At 75.5% G+C, this 21,148-nt stretch carries 12 protein-coding genes; 9 read left to right on the top strand and 3 right to left on the bottom strand.

Going from position 1 to position 21,148, the window contains the following annotated elements:
• Positions 1-71 precede the first annotated feature (71 nt).
• Genes K8Z49_RS10480 through K8Z49_RS10465 form a run of 4 tightly spaced genes read left to right on the top strand, consistent with a single transcriptional unit; the run spans position 72 to position 8,192 of the window.
• Positions 72-1,187: an amidohydrolase family protein gene (locus K8Z49_RS10480; protein WP_075020550.1), complete on the top strand. Its 1,116-nt coding sequence runs from the start codon at positions 72-74 to the stop codon at positions 1,185-1,187.
• 27 nt (positions 1,188-1,214) lie between these two features.
• On the top strand, positions 1,215-2,621 hold the full coding sequence (locus tag K8Z49_RS10475; protein WP_412518402.1) for an FAD-dependent oxidoreductase: 1,407 nt from the start codon (positions 1,215-1,217) through the stop codon (positions 2,619-2,621).
• 37 nt (positions 2,622-2,658) lie between these two features.
• Positions 2,659-6,012, top strand: a complete 3,354-nt coding sequence (locus tag K8Z49_RS10470; protein WP_412518400.1) for a DUF4132 domain-containing protein — start codon at positions 2,659-2,661, stop codon at positions 6,010-6,012.
• Between the two features lie 11 nt (positions 6,013-6,023).
• On the top strand, positions 6,024-8,192 hold the full coding sequence (locus K8Z49_RS10465) for a DUF4132 domain-containing protein (RefSeq protein WP_111831327.1): 2,169 nt from the start codon (positions 6,024-6,026) through the stop codon (positions 8,190-8,192).
• Here the strand turns inward: K8Z49_RS10465 and K8Z49_RS10460 are convergent.
• From K8Z49_RS10460 to K8Z49_RS10450, 3 genes are all read right to left on the bottom strand, one after another.
• Entirely contained in the window at positions 8,189-9,445 is a 1,257-nt protein-coding gene (locus K8Z49_RS10460) for a tetratricopeptide repeat protein (RefSeq protein WP_111831328.1), read from the bottom strand. The genes K8Z49_RS10465 and K8Z49_RS10460 overlap by 4 nt on opposite strands.
• 34 nt (positions 9,446-9,479) lie before the next feature.
• Entirely contained in the window at positions 9,480-10,589 is a 1,110-nt protein-coding gene (locus K8Z49_RS10455; protein WP_412518397.1) for a cystathionine gamma-lyase, read from the bottom strand.
• 68 nt (positions 10,590-10,657) lie between these two features.
• Positions 10,658-11,167 (bottom strand): hypothetical protein, encoded by a 510-nt coding sequence (locus tag K8Z49_RS10450; RefSeq protein ID WP_146877446.1) that lies wholly within the window; start codon positions 11,165-11,167, stop codon positions 10,658-10,660.
• A 132-nt stretch (positions 11,168-11,299) separates the two neighbouring features.
• Between K8Z49_RS10450 and K8Z49_RS10445 the strand changes: the two genes are divergently transcribed.
• Genes K8Z49_RS10445 through K8Z49_RS10425 form a run of 5 tightly spaced genes read left to right on the top strand, consistent with a single transcriptional unit; the run spans position 11,300 to position 21,144 of the window.
• Positions 11,300-14,596, top strand: coding sequence for a DUF4132 domain-containing protein (locus K8Z49_RS10445; RefSeq protein WP_021595575.1), 3,297 nt, complete (start codon positions 11,300-11,302; stop codon positions 14,594-14,596).
• On the top strand, positions 14,593-15,732 hold the full coding sequence (locus tag K8Z49_RS10440; RefSeq protein ID WP_412518395.1) for an ATP-binding protein: 1,140 nt from the start codon (positions 14,593-14,595) through the stop codon (positions 15,730-15,732). The genes K8Z49_RS10445 and K8Z49_RS10440 overlap by 4 nt, the downstream gene beginning before the upstream one ends.
• Entirely contained in the window at positions 15,732-18,014 is a 2,283-nt protein-coding gene (locus K8Z49_RS10435; RefSeq protein ID WP_412518393.1) for a DUF5682 family protein, read from the top strand. The genes K8Z49_RS10440 and K8Z49_RS10435 overlap by 1 nt, the downstream gene beginning before the upstream one ends.
• Positions 18,011-19,174, top strand: coding sequence for a VWA domain-containing protein (locus tag K8Z49_RS10430; RefSeq protein WP_412518391.1), 1,164 nt, complete (start codon positions 18,011-18,013; stop codon positions 19,172-19,174). Before K8Z49_RS10435 ends, K8Z49_RS10430 begins: the two co-directional genes overlap by 4 nt.
• Complete coding sequence (locus tag K8Z49_RS10425) at positions 19,171-21,144, top strand: hypothetical protein (protein ID WP_412518389.1); 1,974 nt, start codon at positions 19,171-19,173, stop codon at positions 21,142-21,144. Before K8Z49_RS10430 ends, K8Z49_RS10425 begins: the two co-directional genes overlap by 4 nt.
• Positions 21,145-21,148: the final 4 nt, after the last annotated feature.

The raw sequence follows: 21,148 nt of genomic DNA, 5'->3' as shown, positions 1-21,148 counted from the left end.
AGGCACGAACACGGTCCGTAAGGGCATCGTAGGGAGAACAGGGGCCGGTTCGAGGGAGGAAGGCGGATGCCGTGCTGGAGTATCTGGAGTCGCTGCCGCTGGTCGACCACCATTGCCACGGCGTCCTCGGCGAGGACCCCGGCCGGGCGGAGTTCGAGGAGATGCTCACCGAGGCCGAGACCGCCGGCCCGCCGGGGGTGAGCATGTTCGACACCCAGGTCGGGTTCGCGCTGCGGCGCTGGTGCCCGCCCGTCCTCGGCCTGGAGGCGCACGCGGAGCCCGCCGAGTACCTGTCCCGCCGGGCCGAGCTGGGTGCGGACGAGGTCAACCGCCGCTTCCTGGAGGCCGCCGGGCTGGACGCGCTCTGCGTCGACACCGGCTACAGCCCGGCCGCCCTGCTCGACCCGCCCGACCTCGGACGCCTCGCCGGCGCGGCGGCGCACGAGATCGTCCGGCTGGAGTCCGTCGCCGAGCAGGTGGTCGCGGACGGCGTCGAGGCGGCCCGGTTCGCCGGCGAGGTGCGCTCCCGGATCGAGGGCCGGGACGCCGCCGGCGCCAAGTCCGTCGCCGCCTACCGGGCCGGGCTGGAGCTGTCGGGCGTGCGGCCGTCCGAGGCGGAGGTCACCGGCGCGGCCGGGCAGCTGATGCTCGCCGCGGAGAGCGGCGGCGAGCCGCCGCGCGTCTGCGACGAGATCCTGCACCGGTTCCTCGTGTGGTGCGCGGTGGACGCCGGGCTGCCCGTCCAGTTCCACGTCGGGTACGGGGACGTGGACGCCGACCTGCGCCGCGGCGACCCGCTGCTGCTCATCGAGCTGCTCCGGGCGATGGACCCCGTCCCGGCGATGCTGCTGCACAACTACCCGTTCCACCGGCACGCCGGCTACCTGGCGCAGGTGCTCCCCAACGTGTACGTCGACGCGGGCCTCGCCACCCACAACCTCGGCCACCGCTCGCCCGCGCTGATCGCCGAGCTGCTGGAGCTGGCCCCCTTCGGGAAGGTGCTGTACTCCTCCGACGCGTTCGGGCTCGCGGAGCTGTACCACCTGGGCGCCCTGCTGTTCCGGCACGGGCTCGCCGGGTTCCTGGCCGGGGGAGTGGAGGACGGCGCCTGGACGTCCCGGGACGCCGCGCGCGTCGCGGAGATGATCGCCTCGGGCAACGCCCGCCGGGTCTACGGTCTGGAGTAGGACGATCATCAAGGGGAGGAGTCCGGCATGGCCGCACGCGAACGCCTGCTCGTCATCGGCGGTGACGCCGCGGGGATGAGCGCCGCGTCCCAGGCCCGCCGGAGGCGCGGCCCGGACGAGCTGGAGATCGTCGTGTTCGAGCGCGGGTGGCACGCGTCCTACTCCGCGTGCGGCATCCCGTACTACGTCGGCGGCGTGGTCGACGACCTCGACGCGCTCATCGCCCGCACGCCCGCCGAGTTCCGCGACCGCGGCATCGACCTGCGGCTGCGCACCGAGGCCACCGGGATCGACCTGGACGGCGCCCGGGTGCGCGTCCGGTCCCTCGACGGGGCCGGGAACGGGGACGAGGACGGGGAGCGCTGGGAGCCCTACGACCACCTCATGATCGCGACCGGGGCCGACCCGATCCGCCCGCGGCTGCCCGGGGCGGACGCCGCCGGCGTCCACGGCGTGCAGGTCCTCGGCGACGGGGTCGCGATCCGTCGCGTCCTCGAAGAGGACGAACCGCGCCGCGCCGTCGTCGTGGGCGGCGGCTACATCGGCCTGGAGATGGCCGAGGCGATGGTGATGCGCGGCCTGGAGGTCTCCCTCGTCGACGCCGCCGACCAGCCGATGCGGACCCTCGATCCGGACATGGGCGCCATCGTCGCGGACGCGATGCGCGGCATCGGCGTGACGCTGTACCTGGGCGAGCCCGTGGAGGGCTTCGACACATCACCGGAGGGGCGCGTCACCGCCGTCCGGACGGGGAGCCGCACGCTCCCCGCGGACCTGGTCGTCCTCGGGCTGGGCGTGCGACCGGCCTCCGGACTGGCCCGGGACGCCGGGGTCGAGACCGGCCCGACCGGCGGCATCGTCACCGACCGGCGGATGCGCACCCGCACCGAGCGGGTGTGGGCGGCCGGCGACTGCGTCGAGACCCGGCACCTGGTCTCCGGCGCCCCGGTCGCGATCGCGCTCGGCACGCACGCCAACAAGCAGGGCCGCGTCGCCGGCGTCAACCTCGGCGGCGGCTACGCCACCTTCCCCGGCGTCGCCGGGACCGCCGTCTCGAAGATCTGCGACGTCGAGGTCGCGCGGACGGGGCTGAACGAGCGCGAGGCGGCCGCGGCGGGGTTCGCGACGCTGAGCGTGGTCGTGGAGTCCACCACCCGCGCCGGCTACCACCCCGGCGCGATGGGGATGACGACCAAGCTGATCGCCGAGCGCCGGTCCGGGCGGCTGCTCGGCGCGCAGATCGTCGGGAAGGAGAACGCCGCCAAACGCGTGGACGGCCTGGCGATCGCGCTGTGGAACGGCATGACGGTCGAGGAGATGACGGGCCTCGACCTCGGGTACGCGCCGCCGTTCTCGCCCGTCTGGGACCCGGTGCTGATCGCCGCCCGCAAGGCCGCCGACGCCGTCGAGCGGGACATGCGTTCCGGAAGCTGATCCGCTTTGTCGGTGATCTCCTCTACGGTGTGGCTCCATGGCGACCGCGGCGGACGAGAACACCTGGGCGATGCCGGACGCGTGGCGGAGGCTCGCCCATCCACGCCGCGACCGCCCGGGGCCATGGCCGGAGGCGCGGATCGACGCGTCGGCGGCCCGGAAGGCACGGGCGCTCGTGGACGGGGCGTACTCGGAGATCGAGACCGTCCTCGCCCTGCCGGGAACGGCCCCCGAGCTCGCCGAGCGCGCTCGCACCCACTTGAACGGGCAACGTGATCCGCTGGGCGCGGCGGTGGTCGCGGCGGCGGCGGTGTCCCTGCGGGGGCTGCGCGAATCCGGCGGGGAGGACCCGTTCCGGGACGCGTGGGCGGCCGAGCACGGCCTGCCCTTCGCCGCCCGCGCCTACGCCGAACTGTGCGAGATCACGGTCGACTACGTCCAGGCCGGGAGCAGGAGGACCTGGGGCGGCGTCCGCGCCCGCCGGCAGTCCGACCACGTCGGCGGCTGGTGGGCGGACGAGCGGGCGGCGCGCCACCTCCGGTCGCTGCTGGCCGCCGCCGGCGAAGGCGTGTACGCGGAGGCCGTCGCGGGGCTGGCGGGCGCGCGGCGGACGTCCCTCCAGAGCATGGTCGTCTCCTATCTCGTGCCGACCCGGCTGGACTGGGCGGACGAGGTCTTCACCGACCCGCTGATCGCGCGACTGCCCCATCACCTGACCTTCCGCTGGATGCTGTTCTGCTCGCTCGGGGCACCGGAGCAGGTCGACCCGGCCGCCCTGCCGCTCGGCTACTACGACCGGAGCCCCAGCATCGTCGCGACCGTCGTGGACGGTGTCGGACCGTCCGCCGCGGTGCCCCTGCTCGCCAGGGCGCTGGACGACCGGTACGTCGACGGCGACACCTCCCGGAACCTGCTGGACGCCCTGGCGCGCCTGCCGGTCGACGAGGCGTTCCAGGCGCTCGTGGACCGGTTCGACCGCAAGTACGTCCGGCCCGCGCTGTCGGCCGCGGCCCGGACGTTCCCCGGGCGGGCGCTGCGGCTGCTGGCCGCGGCGCCGCGCGGGCCCGAGGTCGAGGAGCTGCTGCGGGCGCATCTGCTCACCCATCCGGATCTCGCGGAGGCGATGCCGCCGGAGCTTCCGGAGGAGTCGCGCGCCGCGGTCGAGGCGGCCCGCGCGTCCATCGTGCGGCTGCCGGAGGCGCCGGACGGCGCGCTGCCGCCGCTGCTCGCCGATCCGCCGTGGACGCGTCCCCGGTCGAGGGCCAGGCCCGTCGTGATCAAGGACCTCGGCTCGCCCGGCGCGCGCTCCATCGCCTGGGAGCCGGGCGAGCGGGACGAGTGGACGGTCGACCTGCACCATCTGTGGCGCTGGGTCGATCGGCTGGACTGGCACGTCCAGGCGGAGAAGTTCGAGAAGGGCGGCCTGCCGGCCCACATGCACCCGCTGTTCTTCGTGGAGGGACCCGAGGACCTCGTGCGGCCGCTGCTCGCGGGGTGGGAACCGCCCGACCCCTGGGACGTGGGCGAGTGGATGCGGGTCGTCGTCGCCCGTTTCGAACTGGACGCGCTGGACGCCGCGGTGTTCGCGGCGCGCCGCGACCCGGCGGGCGCCGGCGGGATCCTGCTTCCCTACCTGAGCGACGACGTCGCCCGGCTGATGGCCGACTGGCTCGTCCGGCTCAAGCAGGCCGGGAAGACGGCGCGGGCCTGGTTCCGGCGGCACGGCCTCGGTGCCGTCCCCGCGCTGCTCCCTCCGGCGCTGGGCAAGGCCGGTGCCGGACGGCGCGCCGCCGAGACCGCACTGCGCCGCATCGCGGCCGGAGAGAGCGCCGAAGCCGTCGTCGAGGCGGCGCGCGTCCACGGGGACGCGGCCGCGGCGGCGATCGAGGCGCTGCTGGCCGTCGATCCGCTGGACCTGCTGCCCTCGAAGATCCCCCAGGCCGGGGACTGGGCCGACGTGCGTCTGCTCCCGCAGATCCTCCTGCGCGACCGTGCCCGCGCGCTGCCGGACGCCGCCGCGCGCCACGTCGTGACGATGCTCGCGATGTCCAGGCCCGGCGAGGTCTACGCCGGGGTGGACGCCGTCCGCGACCTGTGCGACCGGGAGTCGCTCGCCGAGTTCGGCTGGGGCCTGTTCCGGCAGTGGGAGGCGCAGGGCGTGCCGTCCAAGGACGGCTGGGCGCTCACCCAGCTCGGCCTGACCGGCGACGACGGGACCGTCCGCCGGCTGACCCCGGTGATCCGGGCGTGGCCGGGCGACGGCGGGCACGCCAAGGCGGTCGCCGGCCTGGACGTGCTCGCCGCCATCGGCACCGACGTCGCCCTCATGCACCTGCACGGCATCGCGCAGCGGGTCAGGTTCAAGGCGCTGCGGGCCCGGGCGCAGGACAAGATCGCCGAGGTCGCCGCGGGGCTGGAGCTGACCGCCGAGCGGCTCGCCGACCGGCTCGTCCCCGACTTCGGGCTGGACGCGGGCGGGACCATGACCCTCGACTACGGCCCGCGAAGGTTCGTCGTCGGGTTCGACGAGCAGCTCAGGCCCTTCGTGTCGGACGAGAGCGGCAAGCGCCGCAAGGCCCTTCCCAAGCCCGGCGCGAAGGACGATCCCGACCTCGCGCCCGCCGCCTACAAGGCCTACTCGACGCTGAAGAAGGACGTCCGGACGGTCGCCGCCGACCAGCTCCGACGCCTGGAGACGTGCATGGTCACGCGGCGCCGCTGGCCCGTGCGGGAGTTCGAGGAGCTGCTGGCCGGGCATCCGTTCGTCCGGCACATCGTCCGGCGCCTGGTCTGGCTGGCCTGTGACGGGGACAGGGACGGCGACGGGTACGGCGGCGCGACCACCGCGTTCCGCGTCGCCGAAGACGGCACCTTCGCCGACGTGGACGACGACGTCCTCACCCTCGCGGGCTCCGCGGCCGTCGGCGTCGCGCACCCCGTCGACCTGGACGGCTCGCTCGGCGCGTGGTCGGAGGTGTTCGCCGACTACGAGATCCTCCAGCCGTTCCCGCAGCTCGGACGCGCCGTCCACCGGCTGGCGGACGAGGAGCGCGCCGGCGGGCGGCTGCCCCGGTTCGAGGGCCTGACCGTCCCGGTCGGGAAGGTGCTCGGGCTGACCTCGCGCGGCTGGGAACGCGGCGCGCCGCAGGACGCCGGCGTCGAGTGCTGGATCTCCCGGCGGCTCCCGGGCGACCGGTGCCTCGCCATCGACCTCGACCCCGGTATCGCGGTCGGCGCCGTGGACGCGCTGCCCGACCAGACGCTGCGCGCCGTCGCCCTCACCCGGCGCCCCGACCAACTCTGGAGGGGCGGTGGGTCGACGGCGTCCTTCGCCGACCTCGATCCGGTGACCGCTTCCGAAATACTCGCCGACCTCGCGACCCTGACCTGAGAGAGACGCCCATGGACGTGCCGAAGCCCCTGCTGGACCCGCCGTGGAAGCGCAGGCCCGCCGCTGCCGGGCCGCCCGGCGACGAGCCGATCCTCGTCCCCGGCCTGACGCCGCCGGACGGGCGCGCCGTCCGCTGGGAACCCGGCGAGCGCGAGCGGTGGGCGAAGACGCGCCCCTACGGATCCTGGCAGGACGACGAGTGGGAGGAGGCCGCCGAGAAGTTCCGGGACGGCCGGATGGGCTACGAGCCCACCCGGGCCGGGTTCCTCGCGCAGGCCCCCGAGCATCTCGCCCGGCCGCTGCTGGCAGGCTGGAAACCCCGTGTGACGTGGGACTTCGACCATTCGCTCCAGCCGATCGTGGCGCGCTACGAGACCGACGCGTGGGACGTGGCGTTCCGCCTGGCGAAGCAGAACCCGTTCGGCACAGGCCCGATCCTGCTGCCGTTCCTGTCCGCCGACGTCGCCCGGCTGTTCGCCGACTGGCTCTACCGGCTCAAGTCGGCGCAGGAGATCGCCCGCACGTGGTTCGGGCGGCACGGGCTCGCGGCCGTCCCGTACCTGGTCCCGGACGCGCTGGGCAAGCGCGTCGGCCCCCGCCGCAACGCCGTCAAGGCGCTGCGGTTCATCGACGGGGACGTCGCCGGGGCGGCCCGCGTCCACGGGGACGAGGCCGCCGCGGCGGTCGCCGCCCTTCTCGCCGCCGCGCCGCCCGACGCGGCCCCCGCCGAACCCCCGTACACGCCGCCGCCCCTGCCCAAGTGGCTGGACCTGGACGCGCTGCCCGGACCCGCGCTGCGAGGGGGCGGGGAGCTCGCGCCCGACGCGGTCCGCAACCTGCTGCTCGCCATGACGGTGCCGGGAAGCCGGGGGATCGACGTGAACCCGGTCCTGGACGGGGCGGTCGAGGTCTGCGGGCGGGAGGCGCTGGCGGAGTTCTCGCGGGCGCTGTTCGCGGCCTGGCTGGAGGCGGGCCTTCCGGGCCGCAGCGGCTTCGTGCTGTCCATGCTCGGCCGGTTCGGCGACGAGGAGACGGTCCGCCTCCTCGCCCCGCACATCAGGAGGTGGCCAGGGGAGAGCGGCGGCTACGGCCGCGCGGTCCACGGCCTCGGCGTGCTCGCCGAGATCGGCGGCGACGTGGCCCTGACGCACATCAGCGGCATCGCGCGGAAGTCCAAGTACAAGGGGCTGAAGGCCGAGGCGGAGCGCAGGCTGGAGGCGGTGGCGAAGCGGGAGCGCCTGACGCCGGACCGGCTGGCCGACCGGCTCGTCCCGCGGTTCGGCCTGGACTCCGCCGGGACGCTCACGCTCGACTACGGTCCGCGCCGGTTCATGGTCGGCTTCGACGAGCAGCTCAGGCCCACCATCGCCGACGAGAACGGCCGGCCCCGCAAGTCGCTGCCCAAGCCGGGGGCGAAGGACGACCCGGACCTCGCGCCCGCCGCCCACAAGCGGTTCGCGGAGCTGAAGAAGGACGTCCGCGCGGTCGCGTCCGGCGAGGTGGCCCGGCTGGAGTCGTCCATGGTCATGGGCCGCGCCTGGGCGCGCGCCGAGTTCGCCGAGTTCCTCGTCGGCCACCCGCTGATGTGGCACCTCGCCCGCCGGCTGGTCTGGCTGAGCGGCGACCGGGCCTTCCGCATCGCGGAGGACCGCACGTTCGCCGACCTCGACGACGACGCGGTCGAGCTTCCGGAGGCGGCGACGGTCCAGCTCGCCCATCCGCTGCGGCTGGGCGACTCGCTCGGCGCGTGGTCGGAGCTGTTCGCCGACTACGAGATCCTGCAGCCGTTCCCGCAGCTCGGCCGGCCCGTCCGCACCCTCGCCGACGGGGAGGCCGCGGACGGCCGGCTGGAGCGGTTCGAGGGCCTGACCGTCCCGACCGGGAAGATCCTCGGCCTCACCCGGATGGGCTGGCGGCGCGGCGCCCCGCAGGACGGTGGCGTCGAGCACTGGATCTCCTGGACACTCGACCCGAAGGTGACCGTCGTGGTCGAGCTGAGCCCCGGCGTCGCCGCCGGCTCCGTCGACCTGTTCCCCGAGCAGAAGATCGCGCGCGTCCGGGCCGGCCGGGCGGCCGGGGAGTACCACCCGTCCCGCACGGCCGAGAACGGCCTCGCCGACCTGGACGCGGTCCTCGTCTCCGAGCTGCTCGCCGACCTGGAGAACCTGACCGCCTCCTAGACGAACCTGCTGCTCGGCACCGGCCCGGGGGAATGCACCGTGTCCCTCGGGCCGCTGAGCCACCGGCCGGCCGCCGCGCGGGCGAAACCGGCGAGCACCTCGTCGGGGTCGGGCGGCGCGCCGTCGTCCGCGCCGTCGTCGGGCTCGTGGGGATCGGCGCGGACGATCTCCTCGGCCAGCTCCTCCACGGGGCGCTCGTCCGGCGGGACGGTCTCGGTCTCGCCGCTCGGCGAGAACCGGAGCTGCTCGCCCCACGGCGCCTTCACCACCTGGTGCAGGAGGCCGGTGACGTCGGCGCTCACCGCCGGCGGGTCCGTCCAGCACGTCGCGTGCTCGAACAGCACCTGGCCCTCGGCCCGTTCCCACAGCCCCTCGGCGTCCGTCTCGTTCAGGTCGTAGGCGACCGCGAGCACACCGGGACGCCCCGGGGCGAACGGCTCGGCGGGCAGCCCGAGCAGCCGCGCCGCGGCCAGCCCCAGGATCCGGCTCGACCGGTCGGGCAGCAGCCCGACCGACGTGGGCCGCCGGCCCGCCGCGTCCAGGACCAGCCGCAGCCGGTCGAGGCTGCGCCGGCACGTCGAGAAGGCGTCCGAGGTGAAGGCGAACCGGCCGGTCATCCCGTCGCCGTACCCGTACGGCGAGATGGTGAGCAGGACGCTCCCGCCGAGCGCGTAGTGCCAGCCGCGCAGGTCGGTGCCGTCGAGGGGGCTGACGTCCCGCACCGCGCGGGCCCGCTGGAGCATGCGCGCCAGCCGGTCGCGGGCGGGCGTCCAGGTGTCGTCCGGCGCGGGCAGCCGCCCCGCCTCGTGCTCCGCGCGGGCCAGGTCGCCGGAGAACAGCGCGTTGTAGGCGAGCAGGTACCGTGCGGGCCACGGGTCCAGGGAGTCGACACGCGGTTCCAGTGCCGCGACGGCCTCGGCGTGCCGGTTCTCGCGCTCCAGGGCCGACACGAGCTCCATCAGCAGCGCGGGCTCGTCGGGCAGCATCTCCAGCGCCCGCCGCAGCGGCGGAATCGCCAGGAACGCGATGCCGCGTTCGATGCACGCGTAGCCGAAGTCGTACAGCTCCTGCGGTGTCTGCTCGCGGGCCATCGCCGCGGCCGCCTCGCGCATGTCGTCGAATCCCGACAGGGTCGCCGCGCCCTCCATCAGACGCCCGACCTCGGCCAGGTCCATGCCGTCCGCGTTGAAACGCAGATGCCGGATCAGCCCGGCGATGTCACCGCTCTCCAGGAGTGCCCGCGCGTCGCTCATGGGCCGCCACGCTACAGCCGGCGGCCATCGTCGATCATGGGATTTTCGCCAGAGCCTGGAGGACGTCCGCCACGAGGTCGCCGGTGTCCTCGACCCCGACGGAGAAGCGCACGAAGCCGGGATCGACGGCGTCGCCGCCCCATCGCCCGCGCCGCTCCGCGGAACTGTGCACGCCGCCGAAGCTGGTGGCCTGCATGACGAGCCGCAGCGAGCCGAGGAACGCCTCCGCGGCCGCCTCGTCCCGCAGCGAGAACGACACGACGCAGCCGTACCGCCGCATCTGCCGGGCCGCGACCTCGTGGGCCGGGTCGTCCGGGAGCCCCGGATACCTGAGCCCGGAGATCTTCGGGTGCTCCCGCAGCGCCTCGGCCACCGCGAGCGCGTTCGCGTCCTGCCGGTCCAGCCTCAGCTGCAGTGTGGCGAGCGACCGGTGCGCCAGCCACGCCTCCATGGGCCCGGGGACGGCGCCCACGGTCTTGCGCCAGAACCGGACCGCGTCGGCCGACTCCGGATCGCGGGTGGCGACGTGGCCGAGGAGCAGGTCCCCGTGCCCGGTCAGGGCCTTGGTGTCGCTGGCGACGGAGAAGTCGGCGCCCAGGTCCAGCGGGCGCTGCCCGAGCGGGGTGGCCAGCGTGTTGTCCACCGCGACGAGCGCCCCGGCCGCGTGCGCCGCCTCGGCGATCCGCCGGATGTCGCACACGTCCAGCCGGGGATTGGACGGCGACTCCAGCCACACCAGCCGGGTGCCGTCCAGCAGGTCCAGCTGCGCGTCGCGCGCGGTCGGCCCCATCCGCACGACCGCGCCGAACGATTCCAGCCGGTCCTTCAACGCCCGCGTGGTCTGGTAGCAGTCATCGGGCAGGACCACGACATCGCCGGCGCGCACCTGCGACAGCAGGACGCCCGCGACGGCCGCCATCCCGGAGGAGAACGCGACGACCTCCGCGCCGCCCTCCAGCTCGCCGATCGCCCGTTCGAGCAGCGTCCACGTCGGATTCGAGTCGCGCCCGTAGGTGTAAGGGCCGCTCGCTTCCCCGGCGAGGTGGTAGTACGCCGCGAACACGGGCCCCGGCAGAGCCGGCGCGTGGTTCTCCGCCTCCGGCCGTCCGGCGCCCACCGCCAGCGTCCCGTCCCCGACCTGCACGCCCGCCCCCCTCAGAAGACCGGACGCCATCCTGCCATCCGCGGTTCCGCGCCGGTGCGCGAGGCCCGCTAGAGCAGTAGGACCGCCGCCAGGACGATGACCACGGCGATCAGGACGAGGCCGGCGACGCCGGCGCCGATGAGGGCCGCGACGAGACCGGCCTTCTCGGCCCCGCTCCGCCGGAGCGTCCAGCCGAGCGCCGTGGCGGCGTCCACGACGAGCCGGCGCGCGTCGTCCGTGCGGAACCGCTGCTCGTCGATCTTCCCGAACGTGCCGTCCTTGCGGCGGCCGAAGGTCATCTCGAAGCTCCTGTGGGAGTACCGTCCGCGCTGCGCCGAACGGCCGCCCTCCGCGTCCCGCCCCCGGATCTCGTCGGTGATGGTGAGCGTCCTGGTCCGCTCGTCCAGCCGGACGTGGTGCGTGACCCCGGCGATCATTTCGCGGTCTCGAAACGGCGAGCTCGTGTGGACGACGAAGCCGTCCTGCGTGGGCACCAGCGTGGACGCGGTCCCCTGGACGGCCGCCTGGACCCGTGACATCAACTCGGCCCGGGAGCCGGCCGGTCGAGCCATCCCCATCGCCCCACCCCTCCGGTAGCGAACGGTTCACCGTTGGACGGCCCCGCCCGCGGCCGGGTTCCTGCCCCCACCGGCCCGTGTTCTCGCCGGATCAGGCGGATTTGTCGGCGTGCTCCTCTACGGTTGGGCGACATGGAAGATCACCTCCCCGACGAAGACGTCCTCACGATCCCGGACTCGTGGCGGCGGTCGCTGCACGCCCGGCGGGGCGGAGCGCCCGGCCCCACGATCAAGGTGGACGCGGCGGCGCCGGACGCCGTCCGGGACCTCATCGGGCAGGAAGGCGACAGGGTCGGCGCGCTGCGGGAGGGCGGCGCGGGCGACCCGGCCCTCACCGAGGCCGCGCGGCGGCACCTGGACGGGGAGGCCGATCCGTCCGGGGCCGCGGTGGTCGCGGCCGTCACCGCGGTGCGCGCCGGGCGGCTCGGGTCACCGCGCAGTGACAAGGTGCACCGCGCGTTCGTCGACGCCTGGATCGTCGAGCACGGCCTCCCGTTCGCGGCGTGCGCGCTGGTCGAGCTGAGCCGTACCGAAGCGGCGTTCGCGGAGTTCGGGACCAAGGTGGGCGCCGTCCACCTGAACGACGATCACAAGGTCGCGGTGCCGGCGGACGACGCGCGGCGCGTCCGGAACCTGCTGGCCGCCGCGGACGAACCCGTCTATGCAGAGGCGATCGACCGGCTGGCGGAGCACAGGTCGGGCTGGATCACGCGGTGGCTCGTGTCGTACCTGGTGCCGACGCGCGAGGACTGGGTGGACGAGTGCTGCACCGCGCCGATCCCGCCGCAACGCCGCTACGACCTGCTGTGGATGGCGGCGGGGGCGCTCGGGAGAGGCGACCAGCTCACCACGCCGATCATGGCGCGGGGTCTCTTCTGGGGCCAGGCGAGCCGGGGGCTGCTCATCACGCTGGCGGACGGGCTCGGCGCGGACGCGCTGCCCTGGCTGGCCAGGGAGGCCGGCAGCGGGTACCTGGAGGCGGAGGACCGCAAACGCATCCTGGAGACGATCGCCCTCCTGCCGTCGGACGAGGCGTTCCAGGCACTGCTCGATCGGCAGGACCAGAAGTACGCCCGGGCCGCGCTGGGCGAGGCGGCCCGGCGCTTCCCCGTCCGGGCGCTGCGGATGCTGGCGCGGGCCGGCGAGCACGACATGCTCCGCGGCCATGCCGCGGCCAACGCCGACCTGGTCGCCGCCGTCCTGCCGGACCTGCCGGACGACGTCGCCGCGGTCGTCGGGCGCGTCGCCGACACGTCCGCGCGCGTCCCCGACGCGGCACCGGACGACCTGCCCGCCGTGCTCACCGAGCGCCCGTGGCTGCGACCCCGGCGCCCGGTCCTGCCCGGCCTGAGCCTTCCGGAGCCCCGGCTCGTGTGGCGGGAGGGCGAGCGCCAGGCGTGGCTGGAGACCGATCCGCACATAGGGAAGCCCGACAGCGACGACTGGGAGATGCTCGTCGAGGCGTACCGGAGGGGCACGCCCAAGACCGCCCCCTTGCAGCTCCTGGTGCACGGGCCGGAGGAGCTGATCCGCCCTCTCCTGCGCGACTACGCCTACAGCCGCCCGGCCTACGCCCACCAATGGAAGCGGGTCCTCCTGGCCCGGTACGGGCTGGACGCGCTGCCCGTGGTCACGCCGACGTCGTCGACGGCTCCGGATCTCGCCGTGGACCCGCTGATGCCGTGCCTGGACGCCGGTGTCGCCATGATCATGGCTGAGTGGGCGACCAAGCGCGGCTCGTTCCTCGCCCCCGCACGCGCGTGGCTCGACCGGCACGGGCTCGACGCGGTGCCGCTGCTCGTCCCCGCCGCGCTGGGAAAGAAGGCCAAGGACCGGCGGCACGCCGAGACCGCCCTCCGGTACCTGAAGGAGGCGCACGGAGTCGCCGGTATCGCGGACGCCGCCCGCGGCGCCCATGGCGACGAGGCCGCGGGCGCGGTCGCCGAACTGCTGTCCCTGGCACCCGCCGAGACGGGCCTCGACCAGCCCGCGAAGGTCGGCGGATGGGTGGACCCGGCGCCGCTCCCGCAGGTGCTCCTGCGGGGCCGCGAGCGCGCGCTGCCCCTGGACGCCGCCCGCCACCTGATCGACCTGCTGACCCTCCAGACTCCCCATGGGACGCAGGAGCTGAAAGAGGCGTGCGAGCCGGATTCGCTGGCCGAGTTCGGCTGGGCGCTGTTCGAGCAGTGGCGGGGAGCGGGGAACCCGTCCAAGGACGGCTGGGCGCTGCGCCAGCTCGGCCGCCTCGGCGACGACGAGACCGTCCGGCGGCTGACGCCGGTCATCCGGGCCTGGCCGGGGGCGGGCGGGCACAAGAACGCCGTCAACGGCCTCGGCGTCCTCGCCGAGATCGGCTCGGACGTGGCGCTGATGCATCTGCACGGCATCGCGCAGAAGGTCAAGTTCAAGGGCCTGCAGTTCGAGGCGCAGGAGCGGATCCGGCAGGTCGCGGACCGGCTCGGCCTCAGCACCGAGCAGCTCGCGGACCGGCTCGTGCCCGACTTCGGCCTGGACGCCGACGGCGGCATGGTGCTCGACTACGGGCCGCGCCGCTTCGTCGTCCGGTTCGACGAGCAGCTGAAGCCCTTCGTCGCGGACGAGGACGGCAAGCACCGCAAGGCCCTGCCCAAGCCCGGCGCCAAGGACGACCCCGAACTCGCGCCCGCCGCCTACAAGGCGTTCGCCGGGCTGAAGAAGGACGTCCGGACCGTCGCCTCCGACCAGCTCCGGCGCCTGGAGCAGGCCATGGTGACGCAGCGCCGGTGGACCTCGGCCGAGTTCGGCGAGTTCATCGTCCGCCACCCGCTCGTCTGGCACATCGCCCGCCGCCTCGTCTGGATCTGCGAGGACGGCGACACCGCCACCGCGTTCCGCATCGCCGAGGACAGGACGCTGGCCGACGCCGGCGACGACGCGTTCACCCTGCCCGCGGCGGCCCGGGTCGGCATCGCCCATCCGCTGCACCTCGGCGACACCCTCGGCACCTGGTCGGAGGTGCTCGGGGACTACGAGATCACGCAGCCGTTCCCGCAGCTGACCCGCGCCGTCCACACGCTGACGGACGACGAGCGGAACAGCGAGCGGCTGGAGCGGTTCGAGAAGCTGAAGGTCCCGTTCGGCAAGGTCCTCGGGCTCGTCAAGCTCGGCTGGGAACGCGGCGTGCCGCTGGACGGGGGCGGCGAGCGGTGGATCTCCCGGCGGGTCGCCGACGACCGCTACGTCCTGATCGACCTCGATCCCGGCATCTCGGTCGGTCACGTGGACGCCACCGGTGACCACCAGGTCCTCGACTACGTGTGGCTCGGCGCCGAACTCACCGACTACCGGTACCGCAAGGACAACCCGCTGACGTTCGGCGAGCTGGACGACGTCATGGCGTCCGAGATCCTCGCCGACCTGACCACGCTCGCCGAGGCGGCGGAGCGATGAGCGGCGCCGACCGCCACCAGAGGCCGCCGGCGGAGGTGCGCTTCGCCGACGAGCTGGACCGGCTCCGCGAGGACGACTCCGGACCGGTGCCGCCCGGCTGGGCGCTGAGCCTGACCGCCGCGCGGCGGTTCATCGTCGGCGACGAGGCGCTCGGCGTCACCCGCAAGTTCGTCGGCGACACCGCCCTCATCGACCGGGCCCTCGTCACCCTCGCCACGAGCCGCGGGCTGATGCTGGTCGGGGAACCGGGGACGGCGAAGTCGCTGCTGTCGGAGCTGATCGCCGCGGCGGTCAGCGGCGCGTCCACGCTGACGATCCAGGGCGGCGCCGCCACCACAGAGGACCAGATCAAGTACTCGTGGAACTACGCGCTGCTGGTGTCGGAGGGGCCGTCCGCGCGGTCGCTCGTACCGGCGCCGCTGCTGACCGGCATGGCCGAGGGGAAGATCGTCCGGTTCGAGGAGATCACCCGCTGCCCGCTGGAGGTGCAGGACTCGCTGCTGTCGCCGCTGTCCGACCGGGTTCTCGCGGTCCCCGAGCTGTCCCGCGCGGTTGCCGGGGGGCGTGGGGGGTCGTCCCCCCACACAGAACAGAGCCCGGACGCGATGGTGTTCGCGCGGGACGGGTTCAACGTCATCGCGACCGCGAACACCCGCGACCGGGGCGTCAACGAGATGAGCGCGGCGCTCAAGCGGCGGTTCAACTTCGAGACGGTGTTCCCGATCGCCGACTTCGCGACCGAGCTGGACCTGGTCGAGCAGGAGGCGACCCGGCTGCTGGAGCGCAGCGGCGTCGGCGTCGCGCCCCGCCGGGACGTCCTGGAGGTCCTGGTCACCACGTTCCGGGAGCTGCGCGACGCCACGACCGGCGAGGGCCGGCCGATGGACCGGCTGTCGGCGGTGATGAGCACCGCCGAGGCGGTGTCGGTCGCCCACCAGATCGGCATCCGCGGCTGGTTCCTGCGCGGCGAGCCGGGCGGCGCCGCCGACATCGTCGAGTGCCTCGCCGGGACGGCCGCCAAGGACAGCCCCGACGACCTCGCCCGGCTGCGCCGCTACCTGGAGCGGCAGGCGGCCCACCGCGGCGGCGAGCAGTGGGAGGCGCTGCACGCCGCCCGGCACCTGCTTCCCGGCTGATGGCGGTCACGTTCATCGGGGTGCGGCACCACAGCCCCGCGTGCGCGCGGCTCGTCCGGGACACGATCCGGCGGCTGCGCCCCGCGTACGTGCTGGTGGAGGGCCCCGCCGACTTCGGGGCGCGGGTGGACGAGCTGCTCCTCGGCCACGAGCCGCCCGTCGCGATCTTCAGCTACCACCGGGACGCCGAGCGCGTGCACGCCTCGTGGTCGCCGTTCTGCGCGTACTCGCCGGAGTGGGTCGCACTCGGCGAGGGCCGGGCGGCGGGCGCGGAGCTGCGGTTCATCGACCTGCCGGCGTGGCACCCCGCCTTCGCCGCCCGCAGCAACCGGTACGCCGACGCCGAGCTCCGCTACGCGGAGGTGACCGCCCGGCTGTGCCGCGAGTTCGCCGTCGACACCACCGACATCCTCTGGGACCACCTCTTCGAGATCGACCCCGACCGGGCGGCGGAGCGGCTCGACGCCTACTTCGGCCTGCTGCGCGGCGAGGCGGAGGCCGGGGAGGACGACACCGCCCGGGAGTCCTACATGGCGGAGTGGATCCGCGCGGCCGACGCCGACGCCGGCGACCGCCCCGTCGTGGTGGTGACGGGCGGGTTCCACAAGCCCGCCCTGGAGGCCCTCGCCGCGAGCGGCGGCACGCGATGGCCGGACGTGCCGGAGCCCGCCGAGGGCGCGACCGGCGGCAGCTTCCTCGTGCCCTACTCCTTCCGGCGGCTGGACGCCTTCACCGGATACCAGTCGGGCATGCCGTCGCCCGAGTACTACCAGTGCCTCTGGGAGAGCGGCCCGGAGGGAGCCGCGTCCGGGCTCATCGAGCGGGTCGTGGCGCGGCTGCGCGAGCGCCGGCAGGTGGTCTCGACCGCCGACCTGATCGCCGCCCGCACCCTCACCGAGGGCCTCACCCGGCTGCGCGGCCACCGCGCGCCCGCCCGCACCGACCTGCTGGACGGCCTGGTGTCCGCGCTGGTGAACGACGACCTCGACCAGCGGCTGCCCTGGACGTCCCGCGGCGCCCTCGCCCCGGGCGCCCACCCGGCCGTCGTCGAGATGGTCGCCGCGCTGAGCGGCGACCGCACCGGCCGCCTGCACCCCCGCACGCCCGCGCCGCCGCTCGTGCACGACGCGACCGCCGAACTGGAACGGCTCGGCCTCGGCCGCGGCGGGCCGTTCCACCTGAAGCTGACGACGCCGCGCGGGCTGGAGCGCAGCCGCGCCCTGCACCGCATGCGCGTCCTGCGGATCCCCGGCGCCGAGCGCGAGTCGGGGCCGACGGCCGGCACCGACCCGGTGCTGGAGGAGCGCTGGGTCCTGGACGTGGCCGACGACGGCGGGCGGCGGCACTCCGCGCTCATCGAGGCGGGCGCGTACGGGCCGACCCTCGCCGCCGCCGCGGCGGCCGCCCTGGACGAGCGCGTGACCGCCGCCGGCACCGACATGCGGGTGCTCGCCGGCGCGCTGTTCGACGCGGCGCTGTGCGGGTGCGCCGACCAGTCCGGCCGGATCGCCGCGTCGATCGCCGCCGGGGTCGCCGGCTCGTCCGACATCGCCGCGCTCGGGGCCGCGCTGGACACCGTCCTCGGCCTGTGGCGGCACGACCGCGTCCTCGGCACGGCCGGCAGCCCGCTGTTCGGGACGGTCATCGAGGAGTGCGTGCTCCGCGTGCTGTGGCTGGTCGAGGGGGTCCGCGGCGGGCCCGCCCCCGCCGACCTCGGCCGGCTGCGCGCCGTCGCCGCGACCCGGGACGCGCTGCTGCACGCCGCCGGCCCGCTCGGCCTGGACCGCGGCGCCGCCCTCGGCGTCGCCCGCCGCGTCGCCGCCCACCCGGACGCCCCGCCCGATCTGCGGGGCGCCGCGTTCGGGCTCGGGCGGGCCCTCGGCGACGCCGGCGACGCCGGCGACCCGGCGCGGGCGGTGCGCGGCGCGGCCGGGCCGAAGACGTTCGGCGACTGGCTCGCCGGCCTGTTCGCGCTGGCCCGGCAGGAGGTGCTCGACCCGGACGCGTCCGTCCTCGGCGTCCTCGACGAGTTGATCTGCGGCCTGACCGACGAGGAGTTCCTCGTGGCGCTGCCCGCGCTGCGGCAGGCGTTCGAGTTCTTCCCGCCGCGCGAGCGCGAGACGATCGCCGGGGGGCTGCTGGAGCGCCGCGGCCTGCGCGGCTCCGCGCGCTCGCTGCTGCGGGCGCCCGCCTCGCCGGCCCTCGCCGCCGAGGCGCGCGCCCTGGAGACGCGGGTCGACCGGGCCCTCGCCGCGGCGGGGCTGGGGGAGGGAGGGTCGTGATCCCGCCGGATCTGGAACGCTGGCGCCTGGTCCTCGGCACGCCGGCCGAGCCGAGCCTCGGGGCGCCCGGCGGCGCGGGCGCCGAACGGGACGCCGCGCTCGACTGGCTCTACGGCCGCGACCCCGACCTCGGCGAGCGCGGCGTGCGGCGCGGGCCCGGCGGGCCCGGCGACGGCGAGGCGTCCCCGTCAGGCGACCGGACCGGCGGCGACGGGCCGTCCCGGCTCACCACCGTCGACTGGCTCGACGCCGTGCACCGGCTCTTCCCGAAGGAGACGATCGAGCGGCTCGAACGCGACGCCGTCGAGCGGTACGAGATCCACGAGGTCGTCACCGACCCGGCCGTCCTCGCCCGGATCGAGCCCGACGCGACGCTGCTGCGCGCCGTCCTGCGCACCAAGCACCTGATGAACCCCGAGGTGCTCGCGCTCGCCCGGCGTATCGTCGAGACCGTCGTCCGGCAGCTCATGGAGAAGCTCGCCACCGAGGTGCGCACCAGCTTCCACGGCACCCGGACGCGGCGGCCCAGCCGGATCAAGAACTCCCGCAACTTCGACTTCCACGCGACGATCCGCGCGAACCTCGCGCACTACCGCCCGGACGAGAAGCGGCTGTACATCGAGAACCCCCGGTTCGTGTCCCGGACGCGGCGGCACGTCGAGCAGTGGCAGCTCGTGCTGCTGGTCGACCAGTCCGGGTCGATGCTCGGGTCCGTCGTGCACGCGGCCGTCACCGCCGCGTGCCTGTGGGGTCTGCCGGGCCTGAAGACGCACCTGGTCGCGTTCGACACGGCGGTGGTCGACCTGACGGCCGACGTCACCGACCCCGCCGAACTGCTGATGAAGGTCCAGCTCGGCGGCGGCACCGACATCGCGCGGGCCGTCGCCTACGGGGCGGGGCTCGTGGAGAACCCGCGCCGGGCCATCGTCGCGGTGATCACCGACTTCTTCGAGGGCGGCGACCCCGGGCGGCTCGTCCTGGAGGTGCGGCGGCTGGTGCAGCAGGGCACCCACGTGCTCGGCCTCGCCGCGCTCGACGAGCACGCCAACCCGTCCTACGACCGGGGGACCGCGCAGCGCCTCGCCGACGAGGGCGCCCACGTCGGCGCCATGACCCCCGGGGAGCTCGCCGCGTTCGTCGCCGAACGGATCGGCCGATGACCCGCACGGACCTGCTGTCCCTGACCCCGGACGCGCTCGCCGCCCTCGCCAACCGCGGGCTCGTCAAGCGCGCCGCCAAGGACCTGGACGCCGGCAACGGCCCCGAGATCGCCGTGTCCCCCGACGGCGGCGTCGAGGGCACGTTCCCCGACGGCACCACGACGTCCCTCCCCGCCGGCGCGGGGCTGGAGGCGGCGGCCTGCTCCTGCGCGGCGACCGGGACGTGCCGCCACCGGATCTGCCTCGTCCTGGCCTACCAGCGCACCGCCGCGGGCGCGGCGGACCCGGGACCGGACGGCACCGGGCCGGAGCCCGCGACCGCCTGGTCACCCGGGGCGTTCGACGACGGCGCGCTCGCCGGCGTGGTCGGGCAGCGCGCCGTCACCGCCGCCCGGCGCACCCTGCGCGCCGGCTACGCCGCCCGGATCCGCCGCCCCACCGCGCAGGACCCGGTGGCCCAGGTCGAGCTGCCGACCTGCACCGTCCGCTTCCTCGTGCCGGGCGAACTCGGCTACGTGGACACCGACGCGAGCGCGTCGGTGCGCGGCGAGATGACCGTGCTGGCCGCGTGGGCCTTCCGGGCGGCGGACGAGCGCGGCCTGACCGGCGACGAGGCCCGCCTCCTCGTCGGCGGCTCGGCAGCGGCCGCCGCTGACGGGCCGGAGCGGGTGCTCGACGCGGCGCTCGACCTCGCCGACCAGGTCCTGCTGGACGGCGCCGCGCACGCCGGCCCCGTGCTGCCCGGCGCGCTGCAGCGCACCGCCGCCGAACTGTCCGGCCGCGGCCTGCACTGGCCGGCCGGTGCGCTGGACGACCTGGCCGCCCAGCTCGCCGCCCACCACGAGCGCCGCGCCGACCACGACCCCGGGCGGATCGCGGAGCTGCTCGCCGAGGTCCACGCCCGGCACCGCGCCGCGGCCGGGGGCGCGGACCGGGCCCAGGTGCTCGGCACGAGCGAACCGGCCGAGACGCCGCTGCGCCGCGTCCGCCTCGCCGCCCTCGGCTGCCGGATCGCCGGCACCCCCCGGACCCGGACGGCCGACATCCACCTCGCCCACACCGGCACCGGGGTCGTGCTCGTTCTGCGACGCCGCTGGGACGTCCCCGAGGGCGAGCGGCTCACCGGCGCCGACCTGGCGGGCCGCCGGATCCTCGGCGCCTCGCTGCGCTCGCTCGCCGCCGCGAACGTCGTGTCCGAGAGCGCCACCCGCAGCGCCCGCCGTGTCGTCCGGGTCGCCGCCGGCCGGGTCGCGAAGACCACGGTCACGCCGCTCGGCGAGGCGTGGGAGACATTGCCGGACGGGATCCTCGTCCGGGACCTGGCGGCGGAGGGGCGCGCCCTCGACGCGCTGCCGCCCCGTCTCGTCCGTCCCCGCATCGAGGCCGAGCTCGTCCGCGTCGTGGCGGTCGCCGAGGTCCGCGACATCGGCTACCACCCGGGCGCGCAGCGCCTGGACGCGCTGGTCGCCGACGCCGCGGGCACGACGGCGGTGGTCTCGGCCGACTACAGCCCGCACCGTCCCGCCGCGCTCGACGCCCTCGCCGAGGCGCTCGCCGCGGGTCCGCGCTACATCAGCGGCGCCGTGCGCCGGGACCGCGGCCGGCTGCTCGTCGCCCCGCTCGCCGTCATGACGGAGGGCGGCGTCGTGGTCCCCGACCTCGCCCCCGGCGACGGCACCGCCGCGCTGGGCGGCCCGCCCCCGCCCGTCCCCGACCCCCTCGCGCAGGCCCTGGACGAGGCGCTCACCGCCTGCGCCGATGCCGCCCAGCGCGGCCTGCTGCGGGCGTCGCCGGCGTCGCGCGACCGCATCGGCCGCGCCGCGGAGGACCTGGAACGGGCGGGCCTGCGCACCGCCGCCGGAACCGTCGCCGCGCTGGCCGCCGCGCTCGGCGGGGACGACCCGCGGCACATCACGCGGGCCTGGGCGACCGCGCACATCCGCCTCGTCACGACGTCCGAGCTCCGCTGACCCG

The organism is Actinomadura madurae (assembly GCF_047130825.1).
Classification (GTDB): Bacteria; Actinomycetota; Actinomycetes; order Streptosporangiales; family Streptosporangiaceae; genus Spirillospora; species Spirillospora madurae.
This window is presented reverse-complemented; position numbering and strand designations above follow the sequence as displayed.